Origin of the sequence: Patiriisocius sp. Uisw_017, from assembly GCF_047731265.1 — a bacterium.
In the GTDB taxonomy this organism is placed as follows: Bacteria; Bacteroidota; Bacteroidia; order Flavobacteriales; family Flavobacteriaceae; genus Patiriisocius.
Window position 1 is genome coordinate 1,967,153 of the sequence record NZ_CP159835.1, and the last position, 16,472, is coordinate 1,983,624.

At 36.2% G+C, this 16,472-nt stretch carries 12 protein-coding genes and 2 tRNA genes; 6 read left to right on the forward strand and 8 right to left on the reverse strand.

The features are described 5' to 3' along the window. Position 1: 1 nt before the first annotated feature. A complete protein-coding gene (gene thrC, locus ABXT67_RS08965; protein ID WP_415373681.1) occupies positions 2 to 1,303 on the forward strand; it encodes a threonine synthase in 1,302 nt (433 codons plus the stop codon). A gap of 89 nt (positions 1,304 to 1,392) precedes the next feature. Here the strand turns inward: thrC and ABXT67_RS08970 are convergent, their stop codons facing one another. Further along, on the reverse strand, positions 1,393 to 1,536 hold the full coding sequence (locus tag ABXT67_RS08970) for a hypothetical protein (protein WP_415373682.1): 144 nt from the start codon (positions 1,534 to 1,536) through the stop codon (positions 1,393 to 1,395). 40 nt (positions 1,537 to 1,576) lie between these two features. Between ABXT67_RS08970 and mutS the strand changes: the two genes are divergently transcribed. From mutS to ABXT67_RS08990, 4 genes are all read left to right on the forward strand, one after another. Beyond that, the gene (gene mutS, locus ABXT67_RS08975; RefSeq protein ID WP_415373683.1) at positions 1,577 to 4,225 is read left to right on the forward strand and encodes a DNA mismatch repair protein MutS; all 2,649 of its coding nucleotides are present in this window, start codon (positions 1,577 to 1,579) and stop codon (positions 4,223 to 4,225) included. 111 nt (positions 4,226 to 4,336) lie between these two features. Then, positions 4,337 to 4,409: transfer RNA gene (locus ABXT67_RS08980), tRNA-Gly, on the forward strand. 121 nt (positions 4,410 to 4,530) lie between these two features. Next, positions 4,531 to 4,616, forward strand: a tRNA-Leu gene (locus ABXT67_RS08985). A 452-nt stretch (positions 4,617 to 5,068) separates the two neighbouring features. Further along, positions 5,069 to 5,839: an XRE family transcriptional regulator gene (locus ABXT67_RS08990; RefSeq protein ID WP_415373684.1), complete on the forward strand. Its 771-nt coding sequence runs from the start codon at positions 5,069 to 5,071 to the stop codon at positions 5,837 to 5,839. Positions 5,840 to 6,007: 168 nt separating this feature from the next. Here ABXT67_RS08990 and ABXT67_RS08995 read toward each other — a convergent pair whose 3' ends face one another. Next, a complete protein-coding gene (locus ABXT67_RS08995) occupies positions 6,008 to 6,343 on the reverse strand; it encodes a hypothetical protein (RefSeq protein ID WP_415373685.1) in 336 nt (111 codons plus the stop codon). Between the two features lie 281 nt (positions 6,344 to 6,624). On the opposite strand from ABXT67_RS08995, the gene ABXT67_RS09000 reads away from it, so the two are divergent. Then, positions 6,625 to 7,278 carry a DUF2461 domain-containing protein gene (locus tag ABXT67_RS09000; protein WP_415373686.1) on the forward strand — a complete coding sequence of 218 codons (654 nt, stop codon included), beginning with the start codon at positions 6,625 to 6,627 and terminating at the stop codon, positions 7,276 to 7,278. A 7-nt stretch (positions 7,279 to 7,285) separates the two neighbouring features. Here ABXT67_RS09000 and ABXT67_RS09005 read toward each other — a convergent pair whose 3' ends face one another. The 6 genes from ABXT67_RS09005 to ABXT67_RS09030 form a co-directional block, all read right to left on the reverse strand. Beyond that, positions 7,286 to 8,560 (reverse strand): 3-deoxy-D-manno-octulosonic acid transferase, encoded by a 1,275-nt coding sequence (locus ABXT67_RS09005; protein ID WP_415373687.1) that lies wholly within the window; start codon positions 8,558 to 8,560, stop codon positions 7,286 to 7,288. A 242-nt stretch (positions 8,561 to 8,802) separates the two neighbouring features. After that, a complete protein-coding gene (locus ABXT67_RS09010; protein WP_415373688.1) occupies positions 8,803 to 9,330 on the reverse strand; it encodes a DUF4136 domain-containing protein in 528 nt (175 codons plus the stop codon). Positions 9,331 to 9,418: 88 nt separating this feature from the next. Next, positions 9,419 to 11,398, reverse strand: a complete 1,980-nt coding sequence (locus ABXT67_RS09015; RefSeq protein WP_415373689.1) for a urocanate hydratase — start codon at positions 11,396 to 11,398, stop codon at positions 9,419 to 9,421. Positions 11,399 to 11,468: 70 nt separating this feature from the next. After that, complete coding sequence (locus ABXT67_RS09020) at positions 11,469 to 11,651, reverse strand: DUF5522 domain-containing protein (protein ID WP_415373690.1); 183 nt, start codon at positions 11,649 to 11,651, stop codon at positions 11,469 to 11,471. Positions 11,652 to 12,312: 661 nt separating this feature from the next. Continuing rightward, positions 12,313 to 15,543: a choice-of-anchor B family protein gene (locus ABXT67_RS09025; protein WP_415373691.1), complete on the reverse strand. Its 3,231-nt coding sequence runs from the start codon at positions 15,541 to 15,543 to the stop codon at positions 12,313 to 12,315. A gap of 34 nt (positions 15,544 to 15,577) precedes the next feature. After that, positions 15,578 to 16,462, reverse strand: coding sequence for a hypothetical protein (locus tag ABXT67_RS09030; protein WP_415373692.1), 885 nt, complete (start codon positions 16,460 to 16,462; stop codon positions 15,578 to 15,580). Positions 16,463 to 16,472: the final 10 nt, after the last annotated feature.

Consider the following 16,472-nt stretch of genomic DNA (forward strand, 5'->3'; position numbering starts at 1 on the left):
AATGCAGTATTATAGTTTAAATCACAAAGCTCCTCGAGTGCTCTTTAAGGAGGCAGTAATTAAAGGATTAGCCCCAGATAATGGGCTCTATTTTCCTTCGGAAATAGTGTCTTTTGATGATTCATTCTTCGTTGATATCCTAGATATGAGTCACGTGGAAATTGCTTTTAATGTTATCAAGCCCTATGTGGGAGATGATATTCCAGATGCCGTTTTAAAAGATATTTTAAAAGATGTTTTAGATTTTGATTTTCCGGTTGTGGAGATTAAGGAAAACATATATGCATTAGAATTGTATCATGGCCCTACACTAGCTTTTAAAGATGTGGGCGCTCGTTTTATGGCACGATGTCTCGGGTATTTTAATGAAAAAAACGCACAGAAGGAGGAAGTCACAGTGCTTGTGGCTACCTCTGGTGATACAGGAGGTGCGGTGGCTAGTGGTTTTTATGAAGTGCCTGGTGTTGAAGTGGTGATTTTGTACCCTAGTGGTAAGGTGAGTGAAATTCAAGAAAAGCAATTGACCACGATGGGCAAGAACATTAGTGCTATTGAAGTAGAGGGTACATTTGATGATTGTCAAGCGATGGTTAAAAAAGCTTTTTTAGATGGAGACTTTAAAGGAAAACGAAGGCTTACTTCTGCAAATTCTATCAACGTAGCGAGATGGTTACCACAGATGTTTTATTATTTCTTCACCTATAAAACATTGAAAAAGCATAATAAAGAAATTGTTTTTAGTGTTCCAAGTGGAAATTATGGAAATATATGCGCGGGAATGATGGCACAAAAAATGGGACTGCCCATAGCTCATTTTGTAACTGGAACTAATGCGAATAATACAGTGCCTCACTATTTAAAAGCTGGAGATTATATAACAAAACCCAGTGTGGCGACTATTAGTAACGCTATGGATGTTGGCGCTCCCAGCAATTTTATACGTATTCAAGAAATATATAATAATGATATTACTTTCATACGATTAAATCTTTCGGGATATAGTTTTACAGACGATGAAACACGCAATGTAATGCAATATTTATTTAAGGAATATAACTATATTTCAGATCCGCACGGGGCCATTGGTTATGCCGCCCTAGAGAAATATGTTGCTGCTAGACAGCAGGAGTTTATAGGGGTGTTTTTAGAGACTGCCCATCCTGTGAAATTTTTGGACGTATTACCACTAAGCTTAAAGAAAGAGGTTCAAATTCCTGAGAGTATTCAACAAATTTTAAATAAAAAAAAGAGTGCAAAGCGAATTGCAGCATATAGTGAACTGAAAACGTTTTTGTTAAAGTAAATGCTCCTTATCAAAAGCAACCTGTTTTAATACCTCACATGCTCGCACCGTAGGATGTTAATAACTCACTGATCTTCACTCTCAGAAATTCAAATTTTTGGAATAATAGGCTGTTTTTGAGCTAGCCGAACTGCTTTTGTTGATAAATCTGCATTTTCAGCGGTAAAAAGTGCATAACTCCTCAACCTAACCACTTCAGAAACCTTAAGGGTTTGACTATTTTTATACCCCATTAATACAGATTAGTCCGCGGTTATTGAGCGGAGCCGAAATATGAGCAAGCCAAAAAAAGTGACGCCCTTAATGAAGCAATACAATACCATCAAGGCAAAATATCCTGATGCGTTGTTGTTATTTCGTGTTGGTGATTTTTATGAAACTTTTGGGGAAGATGCAGTGCGTGCTTCGGGAATTTTAAATATTACCTTGACCGCTAGAAATAATGGCGGCGAACAAACACCGTTGGCTGGTTTTCCTCACCATTCTTTAAATACCTATTTACCTAAATTGGTAATGGCGGGTTGTCGTGTTGCTATTTGCGATCAATTGGAAGATCCAAAAATGACAAAAACGATTGTTAAACGTGGGGTTACCGAGTTAATCACTCCTGGTGTAGCGCTTAATGATGACATTTTACAGTCTAAAACAAATAACTTTTTAGCTGCAGTACACTTCAATTCGCGCGCAGGCGATCGTCTCTCCCAGAGTGCTAAAATTGGAGTTTCTTTTCTGGATATTTCTACAGGAGAATTTCTAACTTCAGAAGGTTCTCCAGAATATATTGATAAAATATTACAAAATTTTAATCCGTCAGAAGTACTCTTCAGTAAACAAAAACGCAAACAATTTTCAGATACTTTCGGAGATAACTTTCATGTGTTTCATTTAGAAGATTGGGTCTTTCAGAAAGACTATGCTTTAGAAACACTCAACAAGCATTTTGACACTCAAAATTTAAAAGGTTTTGGTATTGATCATCTAGAAAATGGAATTATAGCCGCAGGAGCCGCATTGCATTATTTAGGAGAAACACAGCATAATAAACTACAACACATCACAAAGGTCTCGCGTATTGCTGAAGATGAATACGTGTGGATGGATCGGTTTACTATAAGAAACCTAGAGTTGTATCATAGCAATCATCAAAATGCTGTTACGCTATTAGATGTGATAGATAAAACCATTTCTCCAATGGGTGGGCGTTTGTTAAAACGCTGGATGGCACTACCGCTAAAAAGTGTTGAAAAAATTACACGCCGCCACGAGGTAGTTAGTTATTTACTCGAGAACGTTTTAGTACTTGACAAAATGCAAACTAATACAAAGCGCATCGGAGATCTAGAGCGTCTTATAAGTAAGGTGGCAACGGGAAAGATAAGTCCGCGAGAAGTTATTCAGTTAAAAAACTCCCTAGAAGCCACTGTACCTGTTAAGGCATTGGCTATAAATTCTAACAATGAATCACTTCAGATAATTGGTGAGCAATTAAATGAATGTGAAACGCTTCGGAATAAAATAAAAGAAACCTTGAATGAAGAAGCGCCTGTAAATATTTTAAAGGGCAGTGCAATCGCCAATGGGTTTCATCCAGAATTAGATGATTTACGGGCCATTGCAACTGGAGGTAAAGAATATCTGAATCAAATGCTCAAAAGAGAAACTGAAAGAACAGGTATCACCTCATTAAAAATTGCGAGCAATAATGTTTTTGGGTACTATATAGAAGTTCGAAACACTCATAAAGATAAAGTGCCAGAGGAGTGGATTAGAAAACAAACGTTGGTAAACGCAGAACGATATATTACAGAAGAATTAAAAGAATACGAGACTAAAATTTTAGGTGCCGAAGAAAAAATTAGTGCCTTAGAGCTGGAGATCTTTTCTAAATTAGTCACATGGATGCTTCAATATATTTTACCTGTGCAGCAAAATGCGAGATTAATTGCAGAAGTCGATTGTTTGTCTTCTTTCGCGGTGCAAGCGAAATTATCAAACTATACACGGCCATTATTTGATGAAAGCACAGATCTTGATATAAAAGAGGGTCGCCATCCTGTTATCGAAAAACAGTTACCTCCAGACAATCCGTTTATTTCAAACGATGTGTTTTTGGACCGAGAACACCAGCAAATCATTATGATTACGGGTCCCAATATGAGTGGTAAAAGTGCCATTTTAAGACAAACTGCACTCATTGTATTGCTGGCTCAAATGGGAAGTTTTGTTCCCGCCAAGGCGGTGCGAATGGGAGTGGTGGATAAAATATTTACCCGTGTTGGTGCCAGTGACAATATTTCGATGGGAGAATCTACTTTTATGGTAGAAATGAACGAGACGGCAAGTATTCTTAATAATATAAGTGAACGCAGTCTCGTACTTTTAGATGAAATAGGTCGAGGTACGAGCACTTATGACGGTATTTCTATTGCTTGGGCGATTAGTGAATATTTGCATGAACACCCGAGCCACGCAAAAACACTGTTTGCCACACATTATCATGAGATTAATGAAATGACAGAGACATTTAGTAGAATAAAGAATTACAACGTGTCCGTAAAAGAATTAAAGGATGATGTGTTATTCCTACGCAAATTAATACCTGGGGGCTCTCATCATAGTTTTGGAATTCACGTGGCAAAAATGGCTGGAATGCCGCAGGTTGTTTTAAATCGTGCTAATAAAATTTTAAAGAGATTAGAAAAATCCCACTCTTCTGAAGAGTTAAGTGACAAGATAAAAGAAATTGCTAAGGACGATTTGCAATTGAGCTTCTTTAAGTTGGATGACCCACTACTAGAGGAACTGCGTGATGAAATAGCTGATATTGATATAGATACACTAACGCCCGTAGAAGCCTTAATGAAATTAAATGAGATGAAAAGAATGCTTCAAAAAAATGGAAGTTTGAGCCAAAAAAAATAAGATTAAAAAATTTAAAAAAGGCTTTGCAATCGTTGTAATTATTTTAAATTTGCAACCGCTTTAGCAATGAAGCACGTTCTTAATATAAGACCTTACATTTAGGTATAATTTGCGAAAATAGCTCAGCTGGTAGAGCGCCACCTTGCCAAGGTGGAGGTCGCGGGTTCGAATCCCGTTTTTCGCTCTGCTTCGATATATTTTTTCAACCTTTGGGTGGAAAAACACTCGGCAACCTTAAAACGGTTAATGAATGTAGAATTGAATAATAATTACCAAGTAGACTGCGCAGTGAGTGCAGTTGAACTGCTGAAGTGGTGGAATTGGTAGACACGCTGGACTTAAAATCCAGTGGGCAGAAATGCCCGTACGGGTTCAAGTCCCGTCTTCAGTACAGATGAGTAAAAAGCCAAGTCGTAAGATTTGGCTTTTTGCATTTAAAAATGACGATGCTCGCATCTAATTATTTTTAAATGTAAAAGCTAAAGTCACCTAGTGGTTTTTTATTTTGACGCTGCTGAAACAGTACTCGGCGCAGCCAAGTCTCCATGCTCGCATCCAATTATATTTAAATACAAAATGCTAAAGCCATCTTCAGAATAAGAATTACAACCCTCATCCCACTGCCGTCTCCTGTACCCTTATTCTTTATCACTCTTTTATTTCCAATTGAGGAACAGGATACATTTTATTTTGTTGCATTTTCTTGAATATAAAGTTTTTCTTATAAACGTTCGATATTTATATTGTTTACGGAATTTTTACATAATTATGGAAAATATCCTTTTAAAAGGAACAATTCCTAAATAAATTAGGACATATTCCAAATTTATTTTATATTTGAATATGGAGAACACATTATCTATTGAAGCGCGTAGATTTAAAAAAATACGAGAGGAACAGCGACATACACAGCAGTCTTTTGCCGATATTTTAGGAGTAGGGGCTACTACGGCAGATATTGAACGTGGTAAAACAAAATTATCTGGAAAAGTGGTTATGGAGTTGTTTAAGCAATTTGATATAAATCCGTTGTGGCTTTTTGGTCAGAGTTATCAAAAAATACTCAGCAGTAGTGGGGGAGATGTAAGTCCTAAAGTGGTTACCTTAGACAGAGAAGAAAATGAAACGATTGCCTTGGTAAACCAAAAAGCAGCAGCAGGTTATCCTCATAATATTCAGGATGTGGAATGGTATGAAACATTACCGGCGTTTAATATTCCGTTGCCTCAATATCGAAATGCAACATATAGAGGTTTTCAAGTAGAGGGAGACAGTATGTTACCTTCTATTAGACCCAACGAATGGGTTTTGGGTAGATCGGTTCCTAGCATCGCTGAAGCAAGTGATAGTAAAATTTATATTGTGGTTTTAAACGACTCTGTGTTAGTAAAAAAACTTCAAAAGGTTCAAGATGCGCCTCATAAAGTCAGACTTATTTCACTAAATACGGAATACCTACCTATTGAAGTAGAGGTTAAGAATATTCAAGAATTATGGCAAGTAAATAGCAAGTTGACGTTTGGTATTGAAGAGCCTTCAGAAAGTTTGTTATTAAGAGAACTGCGCCAATCTATGGAAGATTTAAAAGGTCAGATAAATAATTTAAATACATAATTAATGAGCAGCTATTGTATTTTTGGTCCTGTTTATAAAATGTAATGTTTATAGGTGGTATATTTCTTAATATAAAAAAGAGCTGATTTACTTTTGTAAATCAGCTCTTTAAGTTTATCTAGCACCTAAGGTTACTTGGTAATGCTAATTCTTATTTCAAGTAAAAAACTAGTTGTCTTCTTCTTGAATTTTATCATTTAAATCGTTAGCGCCTTTCTTAACGGCATTTTTTGCATCAGTAACTGCTTTTTCCGCCGCTTCTCCAGTTTCGTCCGCCGCGTTTTCAATCGCTTCTCCAGTTTCTTCTGCTGCGTTTTCAATCGCTTCTCCAGTACTTTCTGCTGCGTCTTCCATAGCATCCCCAGCTTTTTCTAAATTGTCACCAACATCTTCCGCTGCATTTTCGATAGCGTCTTCTGCACTTTCTTTAGTTGTTTCTCTACAAGAGGTAAATATGGTTGCCATTGTAAAAACTATGGCTAGGCTTAAAATTACTTTTTTCATAATAGTTAGGTTTATTGTTAATTAATGGTTTGGACTTTTCGTTTAATTTTTATACATACTATTGTCAAAATTTATTATTGCATTATGTAAATAATAAAATGGTTATGGTATTATTATTCCCTAATGAATTTTCTATAATAAACTTAAATATTTTCTACGTAAAAAAGTAAAATTCAAAGACTTGCGTCAAAATTACATGTTTTAATATATCCACGGTGTATTTTTTATTAAACTTTTTGCCGTTGAAACGTTGTTTTTGCTAGCTTTATCAAAAATATATTATGAATTTTAAAAAATTGTTCCAATTTCTCGGCGAATTGCAAATTAATAACAATAAAGAGTGGATGGATGGGCATCGAAGCTACTATAAAGAGGTGCGTGATGAGTATATCTCTTGGCTAGACTATTTAAACATAGAATTCGCAAAAATAGACCCTGATTATTTTGATACACCTGGAAAAAAGGCAATTAATCGCATTAATAATAATTTGATGTTTCATCCTAACAAACTTACCTATAAAGATCATTTTGGGGCAGGATTAGACCAGGTATCAAAGCAGGGTGATTTTTATATCCATCTAGGGGTTCAAGAATGTTTTATTGGGGGTGGTTATTGGCATCCGTCTTCAAAAATACTCAAGAGCCTAAGAGAAGGTATAGACTATAATGGCGAAGAGTTTAAAGCTATTTTAGCAAGGCCTTCTTTTAAGAAAATGTTTGGGGCTTTGGTAGAAGATGTGTCTTTAAAAACTGCGCCAAAAGGCTATAGTCAAGATCATCGACACATTGATTTGTTGAGGAGAAAATCATTTGCGGTAGTTCGAAATTTTAGCCAGAAGGAAGTAGAATCCTCGGATTTTATGGATAAAATTATTGGAGCCTATAAAGAGTTACTACCCTTTAGAAGGTATTTAAATACGGCTGTTTCGGTTTAGACCGAAGTCAATTCTTGGGAAAAATAGTATCAATAAGGTACTGCACAACTATTTTTGTAGCACCCGTATTGCTGTTAATCCAATGACCACATATCATCCCTGTTTTATTTCGGAAGGAACTGTTATCTGCTAATTTATTTAATATTGTAGTGCATTCTTCTTTTGTGGAAACTGAAAATAATCCCGCGAGAGAACGAAGTTTTGACGCTTCAGGAAATTTCGAATATTCTTTGCCAATAATAACTGGTACTCCAAAGGTCGCTGGCTCCAATATATTGTGTAGTCCTGATGTTCCCATAGCACCACCCACATAGGCGATGTCTGCGTAGCTGTATATCTTTGTTAGAAAACCTACGGTATCAACTATTAGAACGTTTGTTTTGGCTAAACTACTTTCTGTAGAAGCTCCAGTTTTAAATTCTGAATACCGAACACTAGATTTTCTTTTTAATTTTTTCTGAAATTGTAAGATGAGCTTTGTTTCTATTTTATGAGGAGCAATTACAAACTTAATGCTACTAGGAGCCTTATTTATATACGCTAGAAGCACTTCTTCATCTTCTATCCAAGTACTGCCGCAAACAATGCACACGCCGTATGTCTGTCCTAAAAAAGCATCCATAAAATCTAGCCGATTGTTTATTTCAATTTGATGGGATACTCTGTCAAACCTAGTGTCGCCACTAATGGTAATATTGTTTAATTGAATACTTTGTAATAATGCTTCTGAATTTTCTTCCTGGACAAAAAAATGATCGAAGGTTGAAAGCGATTTTCGCATAAAACTTCCGTATGATTTAAAAAATAGTTGGTTCTTTCTAAAAACTCCAGAGACCAGTATTGTTTTTAGATTCTTCTTTTTTAATGTGTTTAAATAGTTGGGCCAAATTTCATACTTAATAAAAATTGAAACAACTGGATTTAACCTTTCAATAAACTTTACGGCGTTTTTTTTGGTGTCCAAGGGCAAATAAACAACCGCATCGGCTATCGGAGTGTTTTTCTTATTTTCGTACCCTGAAGGTGAAAAAAAACTAATGACTAATTGGTATTGAGGAAATTTTGTTTTTACTTCCTGCATAATGGGGAACCCTTGCTCAAACTCACCTAAAGAAGCACAGTGAAACCAAACAGTTTCCTTGTTGGGGTCTAATTTTTCTGAAAGGATGCGATACGTTTCTTTTCTGCCTGCTACAAACTGTTTTAGTTTAGGACTAAAAAATTGTGCAAATTGCAAGCCAAAAGCAGTAGCATGAATTAAGATAGTATAGAGTGCAAGCATATCGTGCTAAAGTACAAAAATGATAGAATACTAGTGAACCCTTGTTCAATATTTAAAGAGCTTACTAAATTTAATCCTTTGCTACTATGAAGTATAAAAGGTGTTTTTCAATTTTTTTGAAGGATTTGATATTTTTACGCTTAATCACCCCGATACTTTGACTCTTTATTTTTTTTAGAATTTGGGTTTTTCTTTTGGTATCGATAGTTATCTAGATTAATTGGGTGTTGTCCTAGGGTAGTTTATTTTTCCAGTACGGGAGGATATTCTATTAAGATTTCAGAAACTATTAATCGTATTCTTTTATCTTTTTTATCAATGTCGCTACCTCTGTATAATGATGAACGGCCTATTCCTTGCCATACAAGTTCTTTGGTTTTTGCATCAATGAAGTCTATATATAAGGTGCCTTCTGTTGTTGTAGAAGCAGTGTTGCCCCAGCCGCCTCCCCAGCCAAAACCGCCTCCCCAGCCAAAGTTGTTATTGTACACATCTACCCGCTCGCTCTCTTTAGTGAATATACTTACTAGGAGATCAGGATTTGAAAATTTATTCATTCCTTTTTCAGCTAGGCTTGATTCAACTGCGCGAAGAATTCTTTTCTTGTCAAGGTCACTAATTTCTGCTTTGTCTATTCCAGGTTTGAAAAAGGCGAAAGAAGAATAGGTTTCAAAATTTGCTTCTCGATCATAATCAGTAACAACCCGAACACCCGAGCAAGAGGCAAAAATAAAAAGTAAAAAAAGGGGGATAAGTTTTAGATATTTCATTGCAGTGAATTTTAAATTTATAGTATCTCAAATAAATTTTTTATCAAATAAAACCAGATTTTATAACAGGCAACAACGATTATAGTAATTAATTAAATAAAGAGTCATCAACAAAATTAGGTAGTGTTACTTTAAGGTTTGGATTGCGCTCCATTTCTCGTTTAATAGCAAAAACGGCTTCTTTATTTCTAGCCCAACTTCGTCTTGCAATTCCATTGTTTACATCCCAAAAGAGCATGCTTTCTAGGCGTCGTTGTGCGTCATCACTACCATCAATAACCATACCGAAGCCACCGTTAATTACTTCACCCCAACCAACGCCACCGCCGTTATGGATGCTTACCCAGGTAGCGCCTCTAAAGCTGTCACCAATAACATTATGTATTGCCATATCTGCTGTAAAGCGGCTTCCATCATAAATGTTGCTAGTTTCTCGATAGGGAGAATCGGTGCCTGAAACATCGTGATGATCCCTTCCTAAGATAATAGTTTCAATCTCTCCATTGGCAATTGCTGTATTAAAGGCACTGGCAATTTTCATTCTCCCTTCTGCATCTGCATATAATATTCTGGCTTGACTTCCAACCACCAATTTGTTTTCTTGAGCACCCTTAATCCAAGTAATGTTATCTTGCATTTGTTGCGTGATTTCTTCTGGAGCATTTTTCATTATTTCTTCTAAAACTTCGCAAGCAATGGTATCTGTTTTTGCCAAATCTTCCGGTTTCCCGCTAGCACAAACCCATCTAAAAGGTCCAAAACCATAATCAAAACACATGGGCCCCATAATGTCTTGGACATAAGAAGGGTATTTAAAATCAATATTATTTTCAGCCATAATATCTGCACCTGCTCTAGAGGCTTCCAAGAGGAAAGCATTTCCGTAGTCAAAAAAATAGGTGCCTTTTGCAGTATGTTTGTTAACGGCTGCAGTATGTCTTTTTAAGCTTTTTTGTACTTTATCATGAAATAAAGATGGATTATTCACCATCATTTTATTAGCTTCTTCATAACTCATTCCTGCAGGATAATAGCCTCCCGCCCAAGGATTGTGCAATGAGGTTTGGTCGCTTCCTAAATCAATATGAATGTTTTCTTTGTCAAAATGTTCCCAGACTTCAACAATATTTCCATCCCAAGCTATAGATACGGTTTCTTTGATTTTTAATGCTTGTTTTACTCTTGTTGCTAAAGCATCCAAGTCACTAATAACTTCATCTACCCAACCTTGACTGTGTCTTGTTTCGGTTGCTTTTTTGTTCACTTCACCACACACCGTTACGCAGCCAGCAATGTTTCCTGCTTTGGGCTGTGCGCCGCTCATTCCTCCAAGTCCACTAGTTACAAAAAGACCTCCAATGGGTTCTTTTTTTATTTTTCTGAAACCATTTAAAATAGTTATCGTTGTCCCATGAACAATACCCTGAGGCCCAATATACATATAACTTCCTGCGGTCATTTGCCCGTATTGAGTGACGCCTAGTGCATTGAATTTTTCCCAATCATCCGGTTGTGAATAGTTTGGAATCATCATACCGTTCGTGACGACAACGCGAGGCGCTTCTTTGTGTGATGGGAATAATCCTAAGGGATGTCCAGAGTACATAACGAGCGTTTGTTCATTGGTCATTTGAGATAGGTATTGCATCACCAATCTATATTGAGCCCAATTTGAAAAAACACCACCATTACCTCCATATGTTATTAATTCGTGTGGGTGTTGTGCCACCGCATGATCGAGATTGTTTTGGATCATTAACATGAGCGCCTTTGCCTGTTCACTTTTACCAGGATATTCTGAGATGGGTCTCGCGTATATTTTATAATCGGGTCTAAAGCGATACATATAGATACGGCCGTATGCATCTAGCTCATTTTTAAATTCGGGTAGCAAGATAGGGTGGTGTATAGGATCAAAATAACGCAAGGCATTTTGTAAGGCTAATTTTTCTTCTACTACACTAAGTATTTTTTTGCGTTTAGGCGCATGGTTTACTTCTGTATCGTATGTTTTTAGGTTTGGTAATTCTAAGGGAATTCCTTTCTGTATTTCTTCTTTGAATGTCATTCTTTTAAGTGCCTGAAGTTATCAGTGTCTAAAGTTATAATTACTAAGAGTACACTGCTGTTTTGTTTTTCTACTTTCTATTTTCGTTTTTCTTATTTGTTTTCCGATTAAAACCGTAGGGGCAATGACGACAGCCACTCTCGCAGCAGTATCCACGTTTTAAATGGTATTGTTCTGTGAAGCATTTATAGCCTTCAGGGGTTAGGTAAAAATCACCTTCTTCAATTTTAATATTTTTCTTCGGAAATAACATTATACAAAAATAAACATTTAATATTTCAGCCGTAATAATAGTTTGCCTTGTATTTTTCTCTGTGTTAGAAATTGTACTCGCATAAATTCTGTTACCCTATATTTATATTTAAGCCAAATGATTTTTATAGTGAGCACTTCTTTATAGGTAAAAGATTTAATGTGTTGACCTTCTCGCCATTTGTTATTGCGAGAAATAAGTATTTAAAAAATGACGTATTTTTTAAGAATCACCAAAAAACATAGCTAAGGTAGTAAATTGAAATGTTTGAGGCGTTCTTTTATGTGGTATTTAACGGAATATATACTGCGTTATATTAAATATTGAGAAGCTAATAAGGCATACAGAAATATTAGTTTTGAACGCGAAGCATATAGAAACGAAGAGGCCACCGGTTTTTTAAAAAAGAGGTCTTCTTATAGTTGTTAAATTAGTAGTAACAGACTTATTTTTGAAAGCTGTAATTTCTTTTTGTAGGCTTTCTATTTGAGCCTGTTACGCTTTCGTAGCTTCAGCTAATGCTAGTATTACAGTAGTAACAGTCTGCAATAAAAGACTCGTTTATAGAAGTACTAGTTTTGAGATGGAACTACCCATATAAATTGAACAGATAGCTTCTTTAAAAAAGAGTGATCTTTTACGTATACCTGAGTTATTTGAATTACTTTTTTATGAATTTTTTGGTTACTGAACCGTCTTCAGTTGAAATGATGGCAAAATAAATACCTGTATTTAGCTCATTAATATTTAAGGCAAAACTTTTCACTTTTTCTTCAACAGGGCTATAGATCCGCCTACCCGATAGGTCAAAAACTTCGATATTGGTTAAGTATGAAACTCTTGAATAGATATTAATAAAATTATCTGCAGGATTTGGAAACACAATGATTGATTGATCTTTTGATTCTATATTGCCTAAACGAGTATTGTCTATAAACTGTAGTCTAAATCTGCTATTTTGAATGCCTGTCTTTGTTTTAAATGAATAGTCTTTATTAGTAATGTCTTGCATGGTACGTAATACGTTATCTATTAAGTGTACAGTAACCCCTTCGAGTCGTCCTTCACGATTTTTTATGCTAATGGTAAAAACAGTCTCTTCTGATATGGATGAAGAGAATCCAAGAAGTACGGTAGCACGGTTTTCATAAGCTGCAAGTGATTGAATACCCAACTGTTCTGAGCCATCTCCTAAATGGCTGTAAATAGAAACTGAACTTGCCAATCTGGGGCTATCATAACCTGGATCAATACCATTGATCGTATTTTCTGAAAAAGCAATTAAGGTACTACTTCCTAGGTTGTATTTTTCTTGTTTTACTTCAAGCCAAATTCGGTCTTGTGGTTCTTCTGGATTGCGCAATGTTGTATTTCCAGTGGTACGCCGCATACTGTTATTAAATATTGCTGTACCTACAGCAGTTGCTTTAACACCAAAACCTTGACTTGTTGAAATAAAATCCGTTGGTTCTGGTCCTCCACTTGGAGCCGAATTTCCTCCTGTTAAGTTGCGCAGAGAGATATCGTCCATAGAAAAATTTATTACATCAAATCCGGGTATACTTGAACTTGGCGGCGTATTGTGCTCCCAAAAGTATACCTCATTTATCATAGCGTTAGCATTTATAAAATCTGTTGCTGAAATAGCACTTGGGTAAGGATTGGATAATATGTTTGGGCTTGCATTTCGGTTATCTGACGCTAAAGGTCCTGGTGTATTATAAATTATAGGAAAGTTTATCAAGCCGTTGTTAAGCGTGCCTCCCGTGTAGGTGTAATTAAAAATACCACCGGGTTGTGAGTTTCCTGATTGTGGGCGAACTATGTATCCTTCTCCTGGTGTAATCCCATCTATATAAGCATCCCAATTGTCAAAATTGTCATCTGCAAAGTTTTCAGCTCCCGGTTGTAAAAGTGCAACCTGTGCATTAGGAACAAAATTTTCAGTGGTGTGATCGAGTACTAAATAAGCTGCATTCCATACTCCAGTTCGAATATCTCCGCTCATTGGACTACCTAATATCATAAAGTCTTTTGAATCTAGGTTAGGTGAAGTAGTTTCAATTTCTATCGTTCCTGCATTGTTGGTAATGGCATTACCATCCGTTTGTAATACACTTCCGCGATGTTGAACTCTTAGTGTTCCGTTAACAGTAATGTCTCTTTCTATTTTAATGAATTCGTTAGAACTAATTGTTAATCTTGCACCTGAATCAATTTCACAAACACAGCTTTCAATAGATCCAGCATTGGTAGGACTAGTATTGGTGTTTTGACTAATTCTAGCATTAGATCCTGGTCCTGGCGCACCATTATTCCAATCTCCTCCAATAAACTGAGTAGTTTCTGCTGCAACAGTAATTGTCGATGAACAGGAATTAGAATTGCCATAATCATCTACTGCCGTTAGGGTAACATTAAAAGTCTGGCCTACATCTGCGCAAGTAAAAGTGGTTGGTCCATTGCTTATTGAGAGTGTGAAATTTGTATTGTTGCTTCCATCTTGAAGTGTGTCTGCCGTGCCGTTATTTATATCTGATCCAAGTACAGTAACCGTTCCTGTTGAAGGGTCTAGAGTAGCGGTAATATTTTGACAAGCAACAGTTGGATCTGTGTTGTCAAAATTAGGGTCTCTCATTATAAAAAGACCACCATCGGTTAAATCATTAATCTCTCCAAATCCAGTAACAACTAAATTTCCGCTTTCAAAAAAAGGATAAATATTCCAAGTTCCATTAAAACCAGCAATATTATTTGCTGGATAGGTATCCATAAAGTTTACTTCGTCCAAAGTTGGAGTTTGTTCATATAGACCATCAACTTTGAATACTCTTGCTCCAGCAGTATAGTTTGCTAAATAAAATCTGTTTTGTGAAACATAACCATTATGGTCTATAGCTGGAGTGGTTCCAGAATGTATATAATGTAGAGAAGGATTGTCAAGATCTTCGAAATCATAAACTACTGTTCTTGTATTACCAATACCTGCATTAACTTCATCTAACTCATCACCAACAAGAAAGAAGCGTTTGTCTTCTGTAAACCAGCCCTGATGTGTGTAAACTTTATTAGTGTAATCAATAGAGGAAATTTGACTAACATTGTTTTTATCTGTAACATTTAAAATTTTAACGTTGTTACTTCCGCTAAAACTTCCAATTAAAAGTTCGTCGCCTTGGTAATCTGGATCGGGTCCATCATATGTTATGATTTGTGCATCATGGCAATAGTCTCCGCTTATTTCTGCAACATTTGGTGGGTTTGTTAAACTGCCTCCGTTGACAGGGTTTAAGTTAAAAATTACAATACCTCCATTAATGTATGGAGATACACCCATTACATAGGCGTAACCAGAATCTTCATTAATAGCAATATTATGAGCAATTCCTCTATTACCAGAATTTGTTCCCCAAGTTACGCGTCCATCTCTTGTAAAAGTCGTTCCTGGAGCAGCAGTCCTTAGCTTTGTTAAATCAAAAATTTGCATCCCGTGGTCACCGTTAGCATCGGTTACAATATAAGCATGGTTTTGATAAACTTTTAGATCTCTCCAAAAGCTAGTGCCTGTCACGGATGGTAACCACCCTAAATAAACTGGATTAACAGGGTTCGTAATGTTAATAAATGCGGTGCCATTATCTAGGGCAACAAGCGCATATTCGTCCCCATCTTGTGAATCTGTCCAGCCCCAAGAGTCTTGTGCTTCTCCAGTATTTACATCTCCCATGTCCTCGATATCCACGTAACTTTGTAATGTTAACCCTAAGCAAGGGTAGTCGTTTGAGTTTCCTCCGCCAGGAATATCAACATTTCCGTTAGCACACGGGGTTTGTGCAAATAAGGAAATAAAAGAAAAAATAAGTAAAAATGGGGAAAGTAGGTCTCGAGTCATTGTAAAAGAGGTTAATTATTGTCAATATTTAAAATTAGTCATTCATGAAGGCAAATTCAACGCTGCAAGGTATTTCTTTTCCAATATATCCTTGTCCTGTGCCGGTGTCTCCATTATCAACAAAATAGGCGTCACCTGTATAAATACAATTACTCATATTAAAAGCATAATCATTTTCAGCTTGGAGATATAAATAATAAACTCCACTAACGTAGTGAATAATATCACTAGCTACATTTGGAGTTCTTGTAGTATTATAAATACCATAAGGATGTACATAAAACCAACCTTCATCATTACTGTAAAGCGCACTATTTGGGTCAATATTAACTCCGGTACCATTCATAGAGAAGAAGAAAGAACCTTCCATAGTAGCTACAGAAATAGGATCATCTGTTTGAAATTCATCTAATTCTCCCGCTGCGAGATTTACATGAATCTCAACTCTGTAAAAACCAGAATATTCTGGCGTAAATGTTTGATTCGTCAATCCCGGGACGTCATCTGCCTCATTTGGGTTTGGGTTTGGGTTTATTTCCCTAATCGTAGTTCTAAACGGGGCTCCAGTTTGTTCAAACTTTTCATTGTCGATTCTATTAAACTGGGCAACCCATCGGCTTCCATTCCAAGCATAAATTCCAGGTGAAACATCATTCGTCCCATTGGTAGTTAAAGAAGTATTATAAACCGCTGTTCCAATAGCCAATGCGGTTACTCCTTCTTTTGGGTTTATTACTGGTGTCTGACTATTGTATCCAGTGAGTGCCACGCTAGGGAATATAATTCCATAAGAACTGTCATTTATATCTAGCATACCCTGTGGGGATACTGTGCCAATTCCAACTTGCCCATAGGTTTTCGCAGTAATAATTAGTAAAAGGATTATTACACTATATATATTATGCTTTTTATCGTTCATGAGTGTTGTA

Excerpts from the sequence above, each read along its gene's own strand:
- thrC (WP_415373681.1), top strand. The coding sequence starts at position 2 with ATGCAGTATTATAGTTTAAATCACAAAGCTCCTCGAGTGCTCTTTAAG.
- ABXT67_RS08970 (WP_415373682.1), bottom strand. The coding sequence starts at position 1,536 with ATGGGGTATAAAAATAGTCAAACCCTTAAGGTTTCTGAAGTGGTTAGG.
- mutS (WP_415373683.1), top strand. The coding sequence starts at position 1,577 with ATGAGCAAGCCAAAAAAAGTGACGCCCTTAATGAAGCAATACAATACC.
- ABXT67_RS08990 (WP_415373684.1), top strand. The coding sequence starts at position 5,069 with ATGGAGAACACATTATCTATTGAAGCGCGTAGATTTAAAAAAATACGA.
- ABXT67_RS08995 (WP_415373685.1), bottom strand. The coding sequence starts at position 6,343 with ATGAAAAAAGTAATTTTAAGCCTAGCCATAGTTTTTACAATGGCAACC.
- ABXT67_RS09000 (WP_415373686.1), top strand. The coding sequence starts at position 6,625 with ATGAATTTTAAAAAATTGTTCCAATTTCTCGGCGAATTGCAAATTAAT.
- ABXT67_RS09005 (WP_415373687.1), bottom strand. The coding sequence starts at position 8,560 with ATGCTTGCACTCTATACTATCTTAATTCATGCTACTGCTTTTGGCTTG.
- ABXT67_RS09010 (WP_415373688.1), bottom strand. The coding sequence starts at position 9,330 with ATGAAATATCTAAAACTTATCCCCCTTTTTTTACTTTTTATTTTTGCC.
- ABXT67_RS09015 (WP_415373689.1), bottom strand. The coding sequence starts at position 11,398 with ATGACATTCAAAGAAGAAATACAGAAAGGAATTCCCTTAGAATTACCA.
- ABXT67_RS09020 (WP_415373690.1), bottom strand. The coding sequence starts at position 11,651 with ATGTTATTTCCGAAGAAAAATATTAAAATTGAAGAAGGTGATTTTTAC.
- ABXT67_RS09025 (WP_415373691.1), bottom strand. The coding sequence starts at position 15,543 with ATGACTCGAGACCTACTTTCCCCATTTTTACTTATTTTTTCTTTTATT.
- ABXT67_RS09030 (WP_415373692.1), bottom strand. The coding sequence starts at position 16,462 with ATGAACGATAAAAAGCATAATATATATAGTGTAATAATCCTTTTACTA.